The organism is Burkholderia sp. MS455 (genome assembly GCF_016899445.1).
Classification (GTDB): Bacteria; Pseudomonadota; Gammaproteobacteria; order Burkholderiales; family Burkholderiaceae; genus Burkholderia; species Burkholderia pyrrocinia_C.
On record NZ_CP041779.1, the window covers coordinates 422,422 to 441,925 of the forward strand.

General features: G+C 62.4%; 15 protein-coding genes. 10 read left to right on the top strand and 5 right to left on the bottom strand.

Features of this window, described 5'->3' with window-relative positions:
- Positions 1-242: 242 nt before the first annotated feature.
- On the bottom strand, positions 243-578 hold the full coding sequence (locus FPJ27_RS21125) for a hypothetical protein (RefSeq protein ID WP_204425569.1): 336 nt from the start codon (positions 576-578) through the stop codon (positions 243-245).
- A gap of 707 nt (positions 579-1,285) precedes the next feature.
- Here FPJ27_RS21125 and FPJ27_RS21130 point away from each other — a divergent pair.
- Complete coding sequence (locus FPJ27_RS21130; protein WP_174417328.1) at positions 1,286-1,489, top strand: hypothetical protein; 204 nt, start codon at positions 1,286-1,288, stop codon at positions 1,487-1,489.
- Positions 1,490-1,550: 61 nt separating this feature from the next.
- On the opposite strand, the gene FPJ27_RS21135 is transcribed toward FPJ27_RS21130, so the two are convergent.
- Positions 1,551-2,351, bottom strand: coding sequence for a cystine ABC transporter substrate-binding protein (locus tag FPJ27_RS21135; protein ID WP_175963203.1), 801 nt, complete (start codon positions 2,349-2,351; stop codon positions 1,551-1,553).
- 368 nt (positions 2,352-2,719) lie between these two features.
- Here FPJ27_RS21135 and FPJ27_RS21140 point away from each other — a divergent pair, with 368 nt between their 5' ends.
- The 5 genes from FPJ27_RS21140 to FPJ27_RS21160 all read left to right on the top strand — a co-directional run bounded on the left by FPJ27_RS21140 (position 2,720) and on the right by FPJ27_RS21160 (position 12,884).
- Positions 2,720-5,899, top strand: coding sequence for a type VI secretion system Vgr family protein (locus FPJ27_RS21140; protein WP_204425571.1), 3,180 nt, complete (start codon positions 2,720-2,722; stop codon positions 5,897-5,899).
- Between the two features lie 57 nt (positions 5,900-5,956).
- Positions 5,957-10,579 carry an RHS repeat-associated core domain-containing protein gene (locus tag FPJ27_RS21145; RefSeq protein WP_204425573.1) on the top strand — a complete coding sequence of 1,541 codons (4,623 nt, stop codon included), beginning with the start codon at positions 5,957-5,959 and terminating at the stop codon, positions 10,577-10,579.
- 8 nt (positions 10,580-10,587) lie between these two features.
- Entirely contained in the window at positions 10,588-10,896 is a 309-nt protein-coding gene (locus FPJ27_RS21150) for a hypothetical protein (protein ID WP_175963199.1), read from the top strand.
- A gap of 216 nt (positions 10,897-11,112) precedes the next feature.
- On the top strand, positions 11,113-12,372 hold the full coding sequence (locus FPJ27_RS21155) for an IS256 family transposase (protein ID WP_204421550.1): 1,260 nt from the start codon (positions 11,113-11,115) through the stop codon (positions 12,370-12,372).
- A gap of 194 nt (positions 12,373-12,566) precedes the next feature.
- Positions 12,567-12,884: a hypothetical protein gene (locus FPJ27_RS21160; protein WP_175963198.1), complete on the top strand. Its 318-nt coding sequence runs from the start codon at positions 12,567-12,569 to the stop codon at positions 12,882-12,884.
- Between the two features lie 84 nt (positions 12,885-12,968).
- Here the strand turns inward: FPJ27_RS21160 and icmH are convergent, their stop codons facing one another.
- From icmH to tssJ, 3 genes are all read right to left on the bottom strand, one after another.
- Positions 12,969-13,751 (bottom strand): type IVB secretion system protein IcmH/DotU, encoded by a 783-nt coding sequence (gene icmH / locus FPJ27_RS21165; RefSeq protein WP_072442947.1) that lies wholly within the window; start codon positions 13,749-13,751, stop codon positions 12,969-12,971.
- Entirely contained in the window at positions 13,748-15,094 is a 1,347-nt protein-coding gene (gene tssK, locus FPJ27_RS21170) for a type VI secretion system baseplate subunit TssK (RefSeq protein ID WP_034183674.1), read from the bottom strand. The genes icmH and tssK overlap by 4 nt, the downstream gene beginning before the upstream one ends.
- Positions 15,095-15,196: 102 nt before the next feature.
- Complete coding sequence (gene tssJ / locus FPJ27_RS21175) at positions 15,197-15,808, bottom strand: type VI secretion system lipoprotein TssJ (protein ID WP_072442950.1); 612 nt, start codon at positions 15,806-15,808, stop codon at positions 15,197-15,199.
- 374 nt (positions 15,809-16,182) lie between these two features.
- Between tssJ and FPJ27_RS21180 the strand changes: the two genes are divergently transcribed.
- The 4 genes from FPJ27_RS21180 (at position 16,183) to FPJ27_RS21195 (ending at position 19,473) form a co-directional block, all read left to right on the top strand.
- Positions 16,183-16,830 (top strand): tetratricopeptide repeat protein, encoded by a 648-nt coding sequence (locus FPJ27_RS21180; protein ID WP_204425575.1) that lies wholly within the window; start codon positions 16,183-16,185, stop codon positions 16,828-16,830.
- A gap of 47 nt (positions 16,831-16,877) precedes the next feature.
- Positions 16,878-17,393, top strand: coding sequence for a type VI secretion system contractile sheath small subunit (tssB, locus tag FPJ27_RS21185; protein WP_204425585.1), 516 nt, complete (start codon positions 16,878-16,880; stop codon positions 17,391-17,393).
- A gap of 15 nt (positions 17,394-17,408) precedes the next feature.
- On the top strand, positions 17,409-18,899 hold the full coding sequence (tssC, locus tag FPJ27_RS21190) for a type VI secretion system contractile sheath large subunit (RefSeq protein WP_072442954.1): 1,491 nt from the start codon (positions 17,409-17,411) through the stop codon (positions 18,897-18,899).
- A 70-nt stretch (positions 18,900-18,969) separates the two neighbouring features.
- Complete coding sequence (locus FPJ27_RS21195; RefSeq protein WP_006477093.1) at positions 18,970-19,473, top strand: type VI secretion system tube protein Hcp; 504 nt, start codon at positions 18,970-18,972, stop codon at positions 19,471-19,473.
- Positions 19,474-19,504: the final 31 nt, after the last annotated feature.

Here is a 19,504-nt window from a genome sequence, read left to right on the forward strand (position 1 = left end):
GCGTTCTCCACTTTCAACGAAGTCCGGCGCTGCTTGGTACTGTGCCGCCGTGTATTGCTTTTTGTGAAGCTTCTTTGCGTCGTCCACCGAGTACGAAGTCTGCTCACCGCACACAGCAAAGAGGTCCTCAAGGCTCAATATCGCGTTGGCTCGTTAATGAGCCAACGTCGGTCGGCTACCTCGCCCTTTCCGCCACACTGCCGGCGACGGGCCGGGCATGACGATGTTGGACCGCCGGCAGCTTACTCGTTGAACGGCCCGGCTTCAAAGGTGTCGACTCCGTCGGCATATTCTCGCACCCATATATCGCGGTGATCCTCGCCAGAGCCCTTTACTGCGAACGACGCATGCGGCAGACATGAAGCCAACTTGTCGAACAGCATGATGATCGCCATGCTGTTCAGAAAGAAGAGAGTTGAAGTTGGTAGAGCCGAACCACATGCCTCGGTGAGGTTGGTCAATACGTCGTGGCTTAGCGAATATTCGTCAAGAAACTTCAAGAGTTCGTCGCGGACACTGGCAACATTCAACGGCTCGCCATCGAACGGATGAACCCAAACATGAGTGTGAAAGCTCATTCGAACTTACTCCGTTATTTTTCTCATTCAAGCACTGGCTCTTCACAGCGTGCAGAGTGAATCGTGATTGTTGACGATCTACCGCCTGTTGTCGATCGGCCGCACCATATTGAAAGAAGGGCCAAGAGATTTTTCTCTTGACCCTTCGTCGTTTCCGAGCCGTTGTTCAGTCGGCCGGTTGGCCGGACATCCCCTTACCGATCTGCATCACATGTGCGGTGCGCAACGCATCGCCGAACATTTTCCCCATCGCCGCGCCGCATTCTTCGCGAGACTGCCCGATCGAGACACCTCTCCCGATCGGTTCGCGCGTCCTATAAATCGGCGTAATCGCGCAGCGGATACCGGCCGGCTTGTCGTTGTTTGCCGGAAAGTACAAGCGCAGCCAGCGTCAACCCGACGATGCCGCGCATCAAGAACCGGATCACCATCGAGCCGAACGCGCGCCTGTCGCGCCGTTGCTCCCCGTTTTACTGTCACGGTCGCGTCACGATGCGCCCATAAGGTTACGTTCCCGTCGCGGCGACATCGCCGGGGCCGGGGCGTGCGCAACCAGCTTCCGACGACGTGCCCGCGTCGCAGGCGGGCAACCGGGATCTCGCTCCCGGCGGCGCACCGTTCACGCATTCCACCATTTCATTCGAACATTTGAAAACACGATCGACGCCGATTCGACCCGGATCGCGAACGATCAGGAGACTGGGACCATGCTGAGTCCGCATGAATTTTCGATGCTGCTGCGCATTGCGCGTGCGCCTGACAGCGTCGATCAATCGAATCAGGCCTTCGCCGTGCTGGTCGAAAAGCGGCTGGTCGTCGATACGCAGGTGCGCATGAACGCGGTAGCCGTGCGCCCGGCGCTGACGCCGATCGGCCAGATGCTGCTGGCGCGCTTCGACGAAGCGGCCTGAGAGGAAGCGTCACGCCTTCATCGAGACGAAGGGCGTGACGCGCCGAGACGCCGGAAACCGCTTACTGCGCGACCGGCACCGTCACGTCGCTGCCGAACCAGTGCATCGAGATCTTCTTCAGCGTGCCGTCCTTTTGCAGCGACTCCAGCGCGTTGTTGATCGCCTTCTCGAACTTCGGGTTGCCCTTGCGGAACGGGATCGCCATTTCCTGCTTGCCGCCGTTCAGCACCGCGCCCGCGCGCAGCGGCAGGTTCGACGTCTTGATCATGTACGGCAGCATCAGGCGATCGTCGAGCGTCGCCTCGATCCGGCCCGCGGCGAGGTCGCGCAGCTTCTCCGGCGCGCCCGGATACGTCTGCACCTCGATGCCCGGCACGGTGCGCGCCATCTGGTCGTAGTTGGTGCCGAGCGTCACGCCGAGCTTCTTGCCCTTGAAATCGTCGAGCGACTTGAAGTTGCGCGTGTCGTCCTTGCGCTGGATCAGCTGCGCGGCCGAGTACGTGTACGGCTGGCTGAAGTCGAGCACTTCCTTGCGCTGCGGCGTGATCGTGACCTGGTTGACGATCACGTCGAACTTGCCGGCCTGCAGGCCCGCGATGATGCCGCTCCATTCGGTCGGGATGAACTGCGTCTTCACGCCTAGTTTGCCGGCGACCGCGTTCGCGACGTCGACGTCGAAGCCTTCGAGTTGACCCGACGTACCGCGCGAATTGAACGGCGGATACGTGCCTTCGAGGCCGACGCGCAGCACGCCGGCTTTCTTCACCGAATCGAGCAGGTCTTCCGCGTGCGCGGCGACGGCCGTGAAGCCGAGGGCCGATGCGAGCAGCAGGCCCGACAGCAGGAACTTCGAACGTTTCATCGCAGATCTCCAGTGTTCAGTACGGTGTTGTGGTGAGCGCTGGGCGCTGGCCGCGCCCGGTGGGCCGCAATACGGGCACGTAGACACTACTCGCAACCGCGCCGCACCGAAAGTCGAATTGGCCCTGATTGCAATCGATTTCATGGGGAGAGGCGACTGACTTCCTGTGGCATGGACAGGAATCGGTTCGGCTGGGGGCGAGCAATTCGGTGAGCAGTCCCGCCCGGATATTTTCCGATTGCACTCGAAATGTTCTTTTAAATCAGGTCATATCTCGGGTTCGTGCCGTAATTTATCTGTAAAATCGCGCGAGCGGAATCAAATGCCGGCGCCATCCGAGGGCGCGTCAAAAGAAGAAAAGGCCGTTCATGAACATGCAGAACACAATTGCCGCATTGCGCGGCGGGTTGCTTCAGCAGGACCGGCTGCTGAAGCTCGATACGCCGTTAGGAGCCAATGTCCTGACCGTGCATCGGGCAGTCGGCCGCTCGCGCATCGGGCGCGCGTACGAGTTCACGCTCGACGTGCTGTCGACCGATAGCGATCTGGAACTTAAAAAGCTGATCGCGCAGCCCGTCACGTTGTGGATTCAGCAGGGCGACCGCAGCTACCGGCCGATCAACGGATACGTGCATACCGCGCGCCGGCTGGGCGCCGACGGCGGGCTCACGACATATCAGCTCGCGTTCGCCGATTTCACCCATTTCCTGAAGTTCCGCCGCGATCAGCGGCTCTGGAACGACACGACCGTCGACCAGATCATCAGTGACGTGCTGAACAAGCATCCGCAGGCGCAGGGCCATTTCCGCTTCGCATTGTCGAAGCCGCTGCCGAACCGTTCGTACACGCGCCAGCACGACACCGACTGGCATTTCGTGCATCGGCTGATGGAGAACGAAGGGCTCTACTGCGCGTGGCAGCAGGCTGACGACGGCAAGTCGCATACGCTCGTGATCACCGACAACCTGCAGGCGTTCGCGCCGCTGTCGCCGGAGACCGTGCGCTTCTATCACGGCGGCGCGGCAAGCGAAGCCGACGCGTTCACGCAATGGTCGGGCACGCGTACGCTGCAGAGCGTGACGCGCACGACGCGCACGTTCGACTACAAGAATCCTTCGCAGCCGTCGAACCCGAAAGGCACGTCGCTGCCGACGATGGGCGGCCAGGGCGAGTTGCCCGACCAGCTCGAAGTCTACGAGTACACGGGCGCTTATACATACCTGGACCAGACGCGCGGCGACCATCTGACAAAGGTCAAGATGGAGGAATGGGAGTCGCAGGCAAAGCGTTTTCATGGCGCGGGTGGCGTGCGCGCGATCGATGTGGGCAGACGCTTCACGCTGGCCGACCATCCCGAGCACGATCGCGATCCCGCCGATCAGCGCGAATTCGCCGCGATCGAGGTGGCGTGGTGGATCGAGAACAACCTGCCCGTCGCGAGCGACAGCGCGGACTTTCCATACAGTCTGCGCGAGGCATTGACGCAGGCGCAGGAGCGCTACGGCGCCGATCCCGCATTTCGCGTGCCGCACGATGATGGCTCGACCGGCTTCTATCTCGTCGAAGTCGAAGCGCAACGCGCGAGCGTGCCGTATCGCAGCCCGTTCGAGCATCACAAGCCGGAGATGCATCTCGAGACGGCGATCGTCGTCGGGCCGCAGGGCGAGGAAGTCTATACGGACGCGTTGAATCGGATTCGCGTGCAGTTCGTCTGGGACCGCCTGAACCCGGGCAACGAGAACGCGTCGTGCTGGGTGCGCGTCGTGCAGTCGGATACGGGGGGCGGCTACGGCGGCGTGCACGTGCCGCGCATCGGCGAGGAAGTGCTGATCGACTACGTCGGCGGCGACTGCGACCGGCCGCTTGCGGTCGGGCGCGTGTACAACGGCGCGAACCAGCCGCAGTGGCATACCGACGGGATCCTGTCCGGATATCGGTCGAAAGAGTATTCGGGCAGCGGCTACAACCAGCTCGTGATGGACGACGCGACCGGGCAGAACCGCGTGCAGCTGATGAGCAGCAGCGCGAACAGCCTGCTGCATCTCGGTTACATCATTGACCAGAGCGGCAATTCGCGCGGCGCGTATCTCGGCAGCGGGTTCGACCTGCGCTCCGATGCGTACGGTGCGGTGCGGGCGAGCCAGGGCCTGTACGTGACGACGCATCCGAAGCCGGCGAACAGCCAGCCGCTCGACGTGAAAGAGGCGCAGCAGCAGCTCGTGACGGGCGAGAGCCTGGTCGAGGCGATGTCGGGCGTGAGTGAACAGCATCAGGCGGAAAGCCTGAAGGACGCGCAGGACACGATGCGCGCGTTCACGGACGCGACGCAGGACAGCGCATCGGGCAGCGCGTCCGGCGGGCGCACGGCAGGTGGCGGCACGGGCAATGCGAACGCGTTCAAGGAGCCGGTGATGCTGTTCGGCAGCCCTTCTGGGATCGGGATGTCGACGCAGCAGTCGGTGCACATGGTTGCGAACGATCACGTGAACGTCGCCAGCGGACAGAGCGTACACGTCGCGGCGGGCAAGTCGCTGATCGGCAGCATCGGGCAGAAGCTGAGCCTGTTCGTGCAGAACGCGGGGATGAAGCTGTTCGCGGGCAAGGGCAAGGTCGAGATCCAGGCGCAGTCGGACAACGTCGAAGTGACCGCGCAGAAGGCGGTGAAGATCGTGTCGGCGACCGACCGGATCGAGATCGCGGCCGATCAGGGAATCTTGCTGACGAGCGGCGGTGCATACATTCGGATCAAGGATGGCAACATCGAAGTTCATGCCCCCGGAAAGATCGATGTGAAGGGCGCGTCGCATACATTCGCTGGGCCGGCGAGCATGGGATATCCGCTGCCAAGTCCGCGGCCGGATCAGCCGGGGCAGCTGGAGTTGCTGCACAAGTACGCGAACGGCGAGGCGGTGAAGGGCGGCTTGTTCACCGTGAGGGACGTGAACGGCGCGGTGCTGAAGAAGGGCGCGCTCGACAACAGCGGTCAAACGGTCGTGAGCGGGCTGCCACCCGGTGCGGTGCGTGTCGAGTTCGGCAAGGACCCGCGCGAGTCGGATCAGGCGGCGAACTACTTCAATCAGGCGAAGTGGCCGGCGCAGCCCGTCGAGCCGTCGCCGGAAGCCGCGCAGGCTGCGGCGACAGGGCAGCTTGCGAGCCAGCTGCAGGGGATGGCGCCTGCAGCGGCAACGGCTGCCATGGGGCTTGCGAGCGGCGGTGGCGCAGGCGCTGCGTTGGGCGGGCTGGCGAGTTCCGCGTTGCCGGCTGCGGCGAGTGCGCTGGGTGGGGCGGGCGCGGCGTCGGCGTTGCAGACGGCCTCAAGTCTGAGCGGCGCCGCGAAGCAGGTGGCCGGGATGGTGCAGGCTGCGCGGCAAGGCGGTTTCGCGGCGCTGGCCGCGCCGGCTGCGAACGCGGCATCCGGAGCTCTGCAGAGCGCGCTGCCCGGTGTTGCCGGGATCGCGGGCAAAGGCGCGACGACGGTGGCGTCGGCGGCCGGTGCGACCGGCATGAAGCTGCCGACAAGCGGGTTCGGCGGACCGCTGAAGTCCTGAGAGGGCGGCGCATCAGCCGTCAAGAACAACTAAATCGCGATTCGAACGAAAAACGACATGGCACAACAACTACCACCGGGCGCCGAGAAGGAGCAGGCTGTTTCCTGGCTCAGTGATATTTCGCCGAAGGATGTGGCGCAGGGCGGCAATCGCTTCGACGCATGGCTGCGCAAGATCAGCGGCAACCACGTGACATTCGAGGACGTGAAGACGGTTGCCGGCGCAGTGCCGATCGTCGGCAACATCATGGCGGCGCTCGATGCGCTTGGCGATATCGCCCATATCATCGAGAAACGCGGCGGGCAGGTGCTCGATTACATGGGCCTCGCGATCAATCTGATCGGCATCATTCCGATTCCGCCGACGCTCGCGCCATTCCGGATGTCGGCGCGTCCGCTGCTCGCGCTCGTGCGCAACCAGTTGCTGATCACGCGCGGCAATCTCGGTGCGGCGATCATTTCCGTGCTCATTACGCATATCAACGCGACCTGTGCGACGGAGATCGAGGACTTCCTCGACAAGCTGAAGAACGGTCTCGTGAAGCTGCTCGACGGATGTGCGTCGAAGGCGGAAGAGTTGATGAGTGCGATTGCGACCGGCATGGACAAGGCGTTGCACGGTCAGCTGTTCGACAACAGCGGCAACCTGAAGCGCGCGGAGCAGCTCGCGAAGAAGATGCGCGACAACCGTCCGTGGTACAGCGCGAGCCGGGTGGGTGACGGGCTCGCGTTTGCGTATGAGGGTTACAAGGCGCTCGGCAAAACGGTCGGCAATGCGACAGTCGGGACGGCGGCGAAGCTAGCGCCGGATTCGTGGCTCGAGCCGTTTCGCAGTACGGTGACGTTTCTGAGGACGGAGGCGCCGAAGGTTGCGTCGTCGATCCGCTCGCTGGCCGGCAGCGAGGAGGGCAAGATGATGTGGCTTGTCTTGCAGTTGATCGAGGCGGTCGGGCGCGTGAAGGCGCGTGCGAAGCTGCATGAGCAGAGTACGGACGTCAAGTCGGCAGGGAGGAGCCAGTCTCGGAAGACGCGGGGGCAGGAAGGGTTGGAGGCGAACACAGGGCAGGCGCCGGTGGAGGGGCCGGGGAAGAGTGGCTGTCAATGGTGCCCGATTGGGTCGTCGCCCGCGTCTATCGACTTTGCGTTCGGGGACGAAACGTTCTCGCACAAGGATTTTGACTTGCCGGGTGCATTGCCTCTCGTGTGGGAGCGCAGGTACCGCTCGAGGCTCTCCGCATACGATGGCAGTGAGTTGGGGGCGCGATGGATCACGCCCTATACGACCCGCATCGACATCAAGGGTGATCAATGGATCTATCGCGACGCAGAGGGGCGCAGTATCGAATATCGTGCGCTCGCGGCCGGCGAAGTACACGATGATTTGTCAGAAAAACTGACGTTGTCGCGTCTCGACGATACGTGGTTGACGGTTGCATACGGTCACGTAGCGTTGCATGTGTACGAGCGCCGTGGCGATGTCTTTCGGCTGGCGATGCAGAAGGATCGCGCCGGAAACGCGATTACGCTCGACTACGATGCACTCGATCGTCTTGCGCGACTGATCGATGCGAGCGGCAATGTGCTCGCGTTCGAGCACGACAGGCATGGCCGGATCGTGCAAATCGAACAGGTACTCAAGGACGGCGAGCGCCGCACGCTCGCGAGCTATGAATACGACGGGATGGGGGATCTCGTTCGTGCGGTCGATCGTCATGGCAATGCGCGCACCTATCAATACCATCGACATCTTGTTACGCGCTATACCGATCGCACGGGGCGTGGGATGACGCTCGAATGGGACGGCGCGGATGCGGACGATAATGCGAACGCGAAGTGCGTCCGCGAGTATGCCGATGACGGCAGCCTCGACATCCGTCTTGCGTGGAATCCGAACATTCGCCTCACGTACGTGACCGATGCGCTTGGTCAGATGACGCGGTATTACTTCAATATCCACGGATACGTGTACCGGGTCGTGTATCCGGACGGCAACGAGGAATGGTTCCGGCGCGACGAGCATCACAACCTGGTCCTGCATATTCGACAGGACGGCAGCGTCGAGCGGATGGAATATGACGCGCGTGGCAATATGGTCCGGCATGAGCGTGTGGACGGCACCGTCGTTGAAATGGCATACGATGACAAGAATCAGATGATTCGTGTCGTCGATCCGAGCGGGTACGTTTGGCACCGCAAATACGACGACGCGGGCAATCTTGTCGAAATGCTCGACCCTCTGGAGCAGGCCACCGCATACAGCTACAACGACAAGGGGCTGCCGACTCGTGTTATCGATGCCAAGGGCGGATCGAAGGCGATCGAGTACAACGATGCCGGGCAACTGACGAGCTACACGGATTGCTCCGGAAAGAAGACCGAGTGGCGATATGACGACATTGGCAGAGTGATCGAGGCGAAGGATGCGTCGGGTGGCGTGACGGCCTATGGCTATGGCCAGAATGGGCAATTGGCCGAGATACGTTCGCCTGCCGGTCTCGAACAGATGCATCACGACGCCGAGGGCCGGTTGTTGCGGCATACCGACCAGTTGAATCGATCGATACGATACAGCTATGACGCGGTCGGCCGGATCGCGAGCCGCACGGATGCACTTGGGCAGATGCTGGCGTATCGCTATGACCCAGTGGGGCGGTTGTCGGTGCTGACGGATGCCAATTTCGCGACGCATCGGTTTCACTACGATCAAGCAGGGCGCTTGACCGAGCAGGTCGGCTTCGACGGCAAGTCGACTCGCTACGAACGCGACAAGGAAAGCGGGAGCCTCATTGCGGTCGATGATGCGGGGTGCGTGACCTCGCTGGAAGTCGACGTAAACGGTCGTTTGCTGAAGCGGATTTCCGGGGAGAGTGAAGAACGCTTTGCCTATGATCCGAGCGGCCGACTGATCGAGGCGGTGAACCGATACAGCCGCGTGCAGTTTTTCTTCGATCCCATTGGCAATATGGTGCGCGAGCATCACGCGTACGATCTGTTCGGCGAGCGACGCAGCTACGTCTGGCATCACGAATACGATGAACTGGGCAATCGGCGCCGGACCGTGCGACCGGACGGCCACGCGATCGACTGGTTGATATACGGCTCGGGACATGTGCACGGCATGCTGCTCGATGGCGAGGAGCGCGTGCAGTTCGAGCGCGACGACCTGCATCGCGAGACGGGGCGGGTGCTGTCGAGCGAAGTCGGGCAGCGCACGACCTATGACCCGGCTGGACGGATACTGCAGCAGACGCTGCAGCGGGCGACGTCGCAGGCGCCTTTCGCGGAGCGTCGGTATCGTTACGATGCGGCCGGGCAGTTGTCGCGAATCGAAGACAGCCGCAAAGGGGGAGTCGACTATCGATACGATCCGGTCGGACGCCTGATCGAAGCCGTCAGTCCGGTCGCGAAGGAGCGATTCGCGTTCGATCCGGCCAGCAACATCATCGATCCGGCGCAGCCGGTGACCACGGCTTCGCGACCGAGTCCGGTCAGGCCGGAGAATACGTTGCCCGGTGAAATGTCGAAGGTGCTCGGCAACCTGCTGAAGGCCTACGCCGGGATGCATTTCGAGTACGACGCGCGCGGGAATCCGGTGCGCAAGCGTACGCCGGCAGGGGAGCAGGAATACGAGTGGGACGATTTCAACCGTTTGCAGGCGTCGAGGGTTGCCGAGACGTCGCGGCAGAGCCAATCGCGGTATTTCTATGACGCGTTGGGTCGCCGGATCGCGAAAGAGGTAAACGGCGAGAGGACCGTGTTCGGGTGGGATGGCGATATGCTCGCGTACGAAAGTAACGCGGAGCGCGGTACGCACTATATCTACGAGCCGAAAACGTTCGTACCGCTTGCGCAGTACGTGGCCGAACCCGTGGACGGCATCGCGACGCCGGAATGGAAAGACACCGATCGCTACGTGCCGGAAGACGATCCGCTGCAGAAGGTGCCGCAGCGACGATCGAACGCCAAGCTGTTCCATTACCACTGCGACCAGATCGGTACGCCGCAATTGCTGACCGACGACTACGGCGATGTGGTGTGGGAGGCCTCGTACAAGGCTTGGGGCGAAGCACGCGAGGTGATCGCGCAGGCGTCGAAGGCGGCCGGGATTGTGCCGAAGAATTCACTTCGGTTCCAGGGGCAACAGGTCGACGAGGAGACGGGACTCGCCTATAACCGGCATCGGTACTACGATCCGCAAATCGGCAGATTCGTCAGCCGAGATCCGATCGGATTGGCGGGTGGCATCAACGTTTATCAGTATGCGCCGAACCCGATTCAATGGACCGATCCGCTCGGGCTTTGTCCGGGGAAGGCCATCATTCGGCAGTCGCGCAATGAGCACGGGCCACATTTCGATGTTGAAGTGGTTCCGGATTCAGGGCGCACTTTGCGAACGCACCAGGTGATTGTGGACGATGAGCACAACACTATTATTACGGGGCAGTATCTCGCGCCTGCATCTACGGTTCAGAATACAATTCACGTCGATTTGCCGGACGCTACCGCTGCCTACCAGGCCCAGGCCAGCCGCTTGGGCCGTGACGGCAAGGTGTATGACAAAAACACCAACAGTTGTGTGACGCACGTCGGAGACATTCTGCGAGCCGGTGGGGCGCAGAATGTACCAACCACGACGCGCGAAACCATTAAATGGCTGATTGCGAACGGACGACGTCAATAGGATCTGATATGGGCAGGATACTGTGTAAGTCGCATGGCGCATCCGGAGTGGTGCATGTTTCGAGCGATATCGCGGCCGATATGAAAAAGGACGGCGTCCGGTTGGAGATGTTCCGGTACGACATCGACTGGCTGGGCGATGGGCTCCCCAACATCTCGTACTTTGTCTCGACGGATATCGCGAAACGGTTCGGGTTGCCTGAGCCTGGTGACGCGCCATTTGACCCGGATTTCGAAGAAAAGCATGCGGCTGTCTTCGACGGGCTGACCGCTGTTTGCGAAAAGTGCTTTGACGAATATCTGAGAAGAGCCGCCTGACCGGCTCGGCAATTCCGGCGCAACCCGGATGGTTGAGGCGTGTGCAGGTGTTCGTCCGGTACGGCGGGCGAGCGCTATGCGCATCGCCGTGATCTCGCGGCGAGCATTGCCGTCATCTTCATTCCCGAGCAGTGCGTCGGATCGAAATTCGCGTCGATCCGAGCCTATCCGGAACTTTGTGTGTGAGGCATAAACTGATGGCCAAGGAGCCACTTTATGCCACGCAAACGCAAGGAAGAAGTGACGATTGAGCCGGGCAAGGGCTTGAACCTGGACCCGGAACTGATCAAGCAACTGGTGCCCGGGACGCTGGACCGCGCAACGATCAACGAGCAGCTCGCTGCGCTCAAGAAGGCGATCTTCGAGCGCGCGCTGGGCGGCGAGTTGACGCACCACCTGGGCTACGAGAAGGGCGAAGCCAAGCCGGTAGGCCGCACGAACCATCGCAATGGCACCAGCCGCAAGCGCATCGCGACCGACGACGACCTGCTCGACGTCGAGATTCCGCGCGACCGCGAAGGCACCTTCGATCCGGTGCTGATCGCCAAGGGCGAGCGACGCTTCACCGGCTTCGACGACAAGATCATCGCGATGTACGCACGCGGCATGAGCGTGCGGGAGATTCAGGGTTTCCTGCTGGAGATGTACGGCATCGAGGTGTCGCCGGACTTCATCAGCACGGTGACCGATGCCGTGATCGACGAAGTGCGCGAATGGCAGCAGCGGCCGCTCGAGCCGATGTACCCGGTCGTGTTCTTCGACGCCTTGCGAGTCAAGATCCGCGACGAAGGCGTCGTGCGCAACAAAGCGATCTACCTGGCACTGGGCGTGCGCCGCGACGGCACACGTGACGTGCTGGGCCTCTGGATCGAGCAGACCGAGGGGGCTAAGTTCTGGCTGCGGGTGGTGAACGACCTGAAGCTGCGCGGCGTGCAGGACATCCTGATCGCCGTGGTCGATGGCCTGAAGGGCTTCCCGGAAGCGATCAACACGGTGTTCCCGGAAACGACGGTCCAGACCTGCATCGTGCATCTGATCCGGAACTCGCTGGACTTCGCCAGCTGGAAAGACAGGAAATCGGTCGCAGCGGCGCTCAAGGAGGTCTACCGGGCACCGTCGGCCGAAGCAGCCGCCGTGGCGCTGGATGCGTTCGATACGAGCCCGTGGGGTACGAAATACCCCCCGATTGCCGCACTCTGGCGCCGGGCCTGGGATCAGGTGATTCCGTTCTATGCCTTCGCGCCCGACATCCGGAAAATTGTATATACGACCAACGCGATCGAGTCGCTGCACATGCAGCTTCGGAAGATCATCAAGGCGCGCGGCCACTTCCCGTCGGACGAGGCCGCGCTCAAACTGATCTGGCTGGCCCTGCGCAACGTCGTTGCCAAGTGGACCGGCTCCCGGCACGATTGGAAGAGCGCCATGACCCAGTTTGCGCTGCTTTACCCGGAACGATTCAACATTGGAGTCTGAATCTCAACCCGCCTCACACACGAAATTCCGGATACCTCCGTCGATCCGACTGCGTTTCGATTGATGCGCATCGAGCAGATCGATCACAACAACAGCCGACCGATCTCACAGGCGTGGAATTGGCATAATCACGGTTTTCCGCCGCGATTTCACGACCACCGCGACGGATTCACCCAGTTACAACCGCAATACTCATGTCGATCTCCACCGCGACCGAAGTGTCGCTGAAACACATTCTCGAACACCCCGGCGATTTCTCCGGATGGCTCTGTCTGCCGCCGATGCCGTGGACGCTCGATACCGAGGGAGCATTCTCCGACGACACGAAGGACGCTGACGAAGACACGGCGCCTGTCATAGCAACCCAACCCGGCTGGCAGATCACATTGGACAGCTCAACGATCGAGGACATCGTGATCAACGCGCATGACCAGATAGACGAACCTACGCTTGCGCAGTTGTTCGATGCGTTCGTGTTCTATGTCGAAAACGACGCATTCATTCTTTTCTGACGACACGCAACGAGCGCGCCGAAACAAAAAAGGACCGCTCGGCGGTCCTTTTCCTCATGAGGCGACGCTCTCGCGAAGCACCCCTCAAGGCAACGAAATCGTCAAATTAGCCGACTCCGGGCCTACCTTGATCACCTGCGAATAAGGCGCCAGCGCCTGCAGCGTCTTGTCCTTCAGATACGTATTGAGCCCAAGGAACCCCAGCAGCGCCACCAGCGCAAACACCGCCCCGATCGCCCAAACCGGCACCTCGCGCTTCAACCGGTGCGCGATCTGATCCGGCAACGGCCAATGCGGCGCGAACTGCGCCCGCTTGCCCTTCATGTGCGCGATCTCATCCCCCAGCCGCGCCGTCAGATAAGCGAGCTTCTCCGGCCCCTCGAGCAGATACTTCCCCTGGAATCCGAGCAGCAGGCACATATGAAACACCTCGAGCGATTGCAGCCGCGCCGCGCCCTGCGCACGACATTCCTCGAGATACTGAAAGAACTTCTCGCCCGCCAACTGCTCGCCGAACAGCACGAGCTGCAGCGGCCGCCGCTCCCAGTCCGTGCGAATCTTGTACTGCGACGACAGCACCATCTCGTCGATGGCCGCGCAGAACGCGAACTTCGCGGCGTACACATCCTCGGCGGCGATATTCAGCTTCTTCGCGCCGCGCTCGAAATCCGACAGGAATTCCTGGATCCGCGTGCTGAACTCGCTCGCGCTGTCCGGCTCGCGGCCGTTCTTGAGCAGGAACAGCATGAAGAAGCCGTCGTACAGCAGGTCGAGCAGCGAACGGGCCTGGAACGCGGAGTCCGTCGACGCCGGGGTATGCATGGGTGCCGGCGCATTGTCGCCGAACAGGGAAGGCGCGTAGCTCATGATGTGACCGCGATCAGTTCGAACTTCAGGTCATTGATGCCAGTCGGCGCGTAGATCATCGCGGACTGGGCCTGCAGCATGCGCTCGTACAGCGCGCCGCGCGAATCGAGCGAGAAGTAGCACGCGCCCGGCCGCACCGGAATCGCGGGCGGCACCTGCGGCGTGTACGACAGCCGCACGCCGGGCATCGCCGACAGCACGAGCTTGTCGACGTCGTCGGGTGCGCCGACCTTGAAGCGGGCCGGCACGGCATCGACGAGCTCGACGCTCGGCATGTCCGCGGACACCGCCAGGTAGAACTCGGTCTTGTCGTCGATCTTGCCCGAATCGAGGCGGCCGAGGTGGAACGACGGACGCACCTCGTCGAGCGTGATCGCGAAGTAGCGCGTCGAGATCACGGTGTCGAGCAGCTCGCGCAGCATCAGGTCCAGACGCGCAAAACTCGGCCCCGGATCGTCGTGGCGGTACACGGGCAGATCGGCGAGCGTATAGCCCTTCGAGAACGTCATCAGCTGGCCCGCGAGGCGCAGCAGTTCCTGGAACAGCCGCTCCGGATGCAGCGCCGCGTGCTGGTGCAGGTGCGCGAGCGTCGCGAACGCGGCGTTCGCGGTATGCAGCAGCCAGAACGACGCGATGTCGCCCGAGCGAAATTCGATGATGTTCTTCGACGGCTCGCGGTGGAAGCCGTACAACGCGTTCACCTTCGCCTGCAGCGCGTCGACCAGCTGGCGCAGCCGCTGGTGCAGGATCGGCGACGCGTCGATCGCGAGGCACGGCGGCACGAAGCTGTCGTCGATCTCGAAACCGGACGTCGCGGTGCGGCGCACGCGCACGAGCGGCACGGACAGCAACTGATCGCGCGGTTCGCTGTGCGCGATCAGCTTGACCTGCGTCTTCAGGAACGTGATGTCGGCTTCGGCCGCGTCGGTGAAGTTGTCGGCGACGCTCGTCTGCTCGCTGACGAAGCGCGTCATGAAGCCGGCGGCCGGATCGTCGCTGTAGTTGGTGCCGTTTTCGCGCAGCGGGTGCAGCGCGAGATAGAACACGAATTCGTTGATGCCGTCGGGCAGCGTGTCCAGTGCGATCGGCGGCGGCAGGTCGTCGGCCTGCGGCGCGGCATACAGCGCGCCGTCCGGGAACACGAGCGCGAGATCGGCAACCCGCAGCACGTTGCTGCCGAGTGCGTCGCGGTCGATGCGCACGGAGCGCACGCCCCAGTTGTACGGCTGGATCGCCTGGATGGACTCGAACAGGCGCGCCTCGTGGTACGCGTCCTGTCGCTGAAAGTGTTGAGGCCGGAGGAACAGCCCTTCCCCCCACAGCACCTTGGCCGAATAACTCATGTCAAATCCGGTTAATGTGGCGTTGCGATGTAATCGATTTGTTCGTGCCCGAATTAAATCGCCAATTGTTAACTCTTGTTAATTGACATTCGCGCGTCATGCTTAACCGCAGGAGACCGAAGACAGCATATTCAGCGGTTGTGAAGGCGCACCCTGTTGCGGTGCGATGACGGTGCCGTCGGTGACCGTCATCGCGCAATTATGCAGGCCGATGATTATGCCGGATTTCTCCGACTTCGCCGGATCGAACGTCAGTTTCCATCGTTGCAGTGCGGGATCGCGGAACAGCGCGACGATGCCGAATGCCTGCGCTTCGCGCGAGACTTTCTCGGTCGCCGTATAGCGCTGGCCCGGAATCAGCGTGATTTCACGCACATTCAGCAGGTCGGCGCCGAGCGCGGCCTTTTCCTTGGTCGGATCGGTGAACGCGTCGAACGGCGCCTGCTGGAACGACGTCGGATCCTTCAGCGCGTAGAGCCGCACGACGAGCGCGAGCGGCTTGTGGTCGGTCGCGGCATTCAGGTTCGGCGCGGCAGCCAGCGTGATCCCGAGATTGCGCGGCGGCTTCTGTGCGTCCGGCAGCTCGGGCTTGCCGATGCCGGCGGCCGACATCACGGCGCTCGCAGCCGAGCCGAGCAGCGGGGCGGCCGCGCATCCGGCCAGAAGGGCGCAGGCAACCAGCGGCAGCGCGTAGCGAATCATGGACGATCTCATCGTGTTTCCGGCGTGCCGCCTTTATCCCTGTCAAAACTGCCGGGTATTTCCGCGTTCGCCGCGTATCCCCGACATTGCATCGCTCAATTATTAAGCACGCCTGCGTCGCGGCAAGCGCCCGGAAATTTTTTCCGCCACCCGGGCGGCGCGTCGTGCGGCCAGTAAAACTTGCGCGTCCCGGCCGAAGGAAAAACCGCCGCGAGCCCGCAGCGAGAGGTCATTCGAGGGGGTAGCGCCCGGTTTTAAAAGGAATTACTCTTCACACGACGATTGAATTATGAAAAATTGATCGGTACTATACCCGCGCGCTTCTTGCAAAGCAAAAGAACCAGATTCTCAACGATTTTAAAACTCACGCGCCGGTGGATATAACGATGAAAGACCGTCTCTTCGCAAAACTGTCTGGGGTAGTGCTGGCTTGCGGCGTGATCGCCGGCTGTGCGAGCCAGTCGACCACGCCGCCGAGCGCCGAGGTTTTCAACAAGTCGCTGGCCGATGCGGACGCCGTTGCGAAGTCGGGTGATCAGGACAAGGCTCTCGGCCTGTATCAGCAGCTCGCGAAGTCGGATCCGACGCGCGAGGAGCCGTGGTCGCGCATCGCGCAGATCCAGTTCGCACAGAACCACTACGGCCAGGCGATCGTCGCCGCCCAGGAAGCGCTGCAGCGCGATGCGACCGACCGGCAGGCGAAGAGCGTGCTGGCCGTCGCCGGCCTGCGGATCGCGACGCAGTCGCTCGGCGAATTGCGCCAGGATGCGTCGCTCGCGGGCGACGCGAAGTCGGACGCGCAGACGCTCGCGAAGCAACTGCGCGACACGCTGGGCGAATCGGCGCTGTTCCCGCCGGAGCAGAAATCGCAAACGAGGAAGATCCGCCGCCCGATTCACCGCCCGAAGGTGGCAGCCGGCGCGGCGGCACCAGCGGACAGCGGCGCCACGACGCCGCCTCCGCCCCCGCCGACGTCGAGCGGCAGCGCGCCGCAGAAAGGCGGCGCCGACCCGTTCAGCGCGCTGCGCAACTGACGCGAAAGCAACTGACGCGAAAACCACAACTAACCTGGGAGCCGTCGATGGCCAAGAAAGAAAGCATTCAGAAAAGCTTGCAGAAAATACGGCCGCCGCGCGTCCAGCTGACCTATGAGGTCGAGAAGGGCGACGCGATCGAGGTGAAGGAGCTGCCGTTCGTCGTCGGGGTCGTCGGCGATCTGGCGGGCCAGTCCGAAATCGAGCAGCCGAAGCTGCGCGACCGCAAGTTCGTCAATATCGACCGCGACAACTTCGACGACGTGATGAAGGCGATCGAGCCGCGTGCCGCGTTCCAGGTGGAAAACCGCCTGAGCCCGGAAGGCGGCAAGTTCGCGGTCGACCTGAAGTTCCGCTCGCTGTCGGATTTCAGCCCGGACGAAGTCGTCGAACGGGTCGAGCCGCTGCGCCGCCTGCTCGAGGCGCGCTCGAAGCTCGCCGACCTGCGCAACAAGCTCGCCGGCAACGACAAGCTCGAGGATCTGCTGTCCGAGGTGCTGAAGAACACGCAGCAGCTGCAGGAGCTCGCGAAGGGCACCGGCGGCGACAAAGACGGCGAATGACGACGGAGTGTTGAGATGAACCAGCAAACGGCTGCGGCCCAAACCAGCGGCGCGGAATACGCCGCCGGGACCTCGTTGCTCGACGACATCGTCGAGAAGAGCAAGGTCGCGAAATCCGATTCCGAACATGCGCGCGCGAAGGACCTGATCGGCGAACTCGTGCACCAGGTGCTCGACGGCACGGTGATCGTGTCGGACAACCTGTCGGCCACGATCGACGCGCGCGTCGCGGAACTCGACCGCCTGATTTCCACGCAGCTTTCCGCGGTGATGCACGCGCCGGAATTCCAGCGCCTCGAAAGCACGTGGCGCGGGATGGATTACCTGGTCAAGGAAAGCAATACGGGCCAGACGATCAAGATCAAGGCGCTGCACGCACCGAAGCGCGACCTCGTGCGCGACTTCAAGGGCGCGAGCGAGTTCGACCAGAGCGCGCTGTTCAAGAAGGTCTACGAAGAAGAATTCGGCACGTTCGGCGGCTCGCCGTTCGGTGCGCTGATCGGCGATTACGAGATCTCGCGCCAGCCGGAAGACATGTACTTCATCGAGCAGATGTCGCACGTCGCGGCGGCCGCGCACGCGCCGTTCATCGCGTCGGCGTCGCCCGAGCTGCTCGGCCTCGAGTCGTTCTCCGACCTCGGCAAGCCGCGCGATCTCGGCAAGGTGTTCGATACCGTCGAATACGCGAAGTGGAAGTCGTTCCGCGACGCCGAGGATTCGCGCTACGTCGGCCTGACGCTGCCGCGCTTCCTCGGCCGCCTGCCGTTCAATCCGAAGGACGGCCAGACCGCGGAGAACTTCAACTTCGTCGAGGACGTCGACGGCACCGATCACGACAAGTACCTGTGGTGCAACGCCGCGTGGGCGTTCGCTGCGCGCCTGACGGCCGCGTTCGACGACTTCGGCTGGTGCGCGGCGATCCGCGGCGTCGAGGGCGGCGGCCTCGTCGAGGACCTGCCGACCCACACGTTCAAGACCGACGACGGCGAAGTCGCGCTGAAGTGCCCGACCGAGATCGCGATCACCGATCGCCGCGAGAAGGAGCTGAGCGACCTCGGCTTCATCCCGCTCGTCCATTGCAAGAACTCAGATTACGCCGCGTTCTTCGCTGCGCAGTCGGTGCAGAAGCCGAAGAAATACAGCACCGACAGCGCGAATGCGAACGCCGTCCTGTCCGCCCAGCTTCAGTACATCTTCTCGGTATCGCGCGTCGCGCACTACCTGAAGGCGATGATGCGGGACAAGATCGGCAGCTTCGCATCGGCGCAGAACGTGGAGACTTTCCTCAACCGGTGGATTTCGCAGTACGTCCTGCTCGACGACAATGCCTCGCAGGAACAGAAAGCGCAATTCCCGCTGCGCGAGGCATCCATACAAGTGTCGGAGATTCCGGGCAAGCCGGGCTCGTATCGTTCGGTCGCATTCCTGCGCCCGCACTTTCAGCTCGACGAACTCTCGATTTCTCTGCGACTTGTCGCTGATCTGCCCAAACCGGCAAATTCATAAGCGAGTAAATCGCCCGGGCGGGCCGCCTGGGTAGGACGTTAAAACCACCTCTTTGGGGAGTCGAAGGGCCATGTTACATATGCACTTGCAGTTTGGTAGTCCGGCGGTGAAGGGCGAATCCGCGGACAAAGACCATCAGGGCTGGATCGAACTGAAATCGTGGGATCACTCGATCGTTCAGCCGCGTTCGGCAACCGCATCGACCGCTGGCGGTCACACGATGACGCGTTGCGAGCACGGCGACATGATTTTCACGAAGGAAATCGATTCGTCGAGCCCGCTGCTGTACCAGCACGCCTCGGGCGGCACCACGTTCGACGAGGTGACGGTCCATTTCTCGCGCGCAGACGGTGAAGGCAAGCGCGTGCAGTATCTGGAAGTCAAGCTCAAGTACGTGATCATCTCGAGCATCGCCCCGAGCGTTCGCGAAGAAGGTCTGCCGCTCGAGACGTTCTCGCTGAAGTACGCGGCCGTGCAGTGGAAGCAAACCCAGCAGAAGATCGGCGGCAACCAGGGCGGTAACACGCAGGGCGCCTGGAGTCTGACGAAGAACGACAAGACCTACGCGGTCTAAGGTCGGTTGCGGCAACGGGGCGCACGGCGTC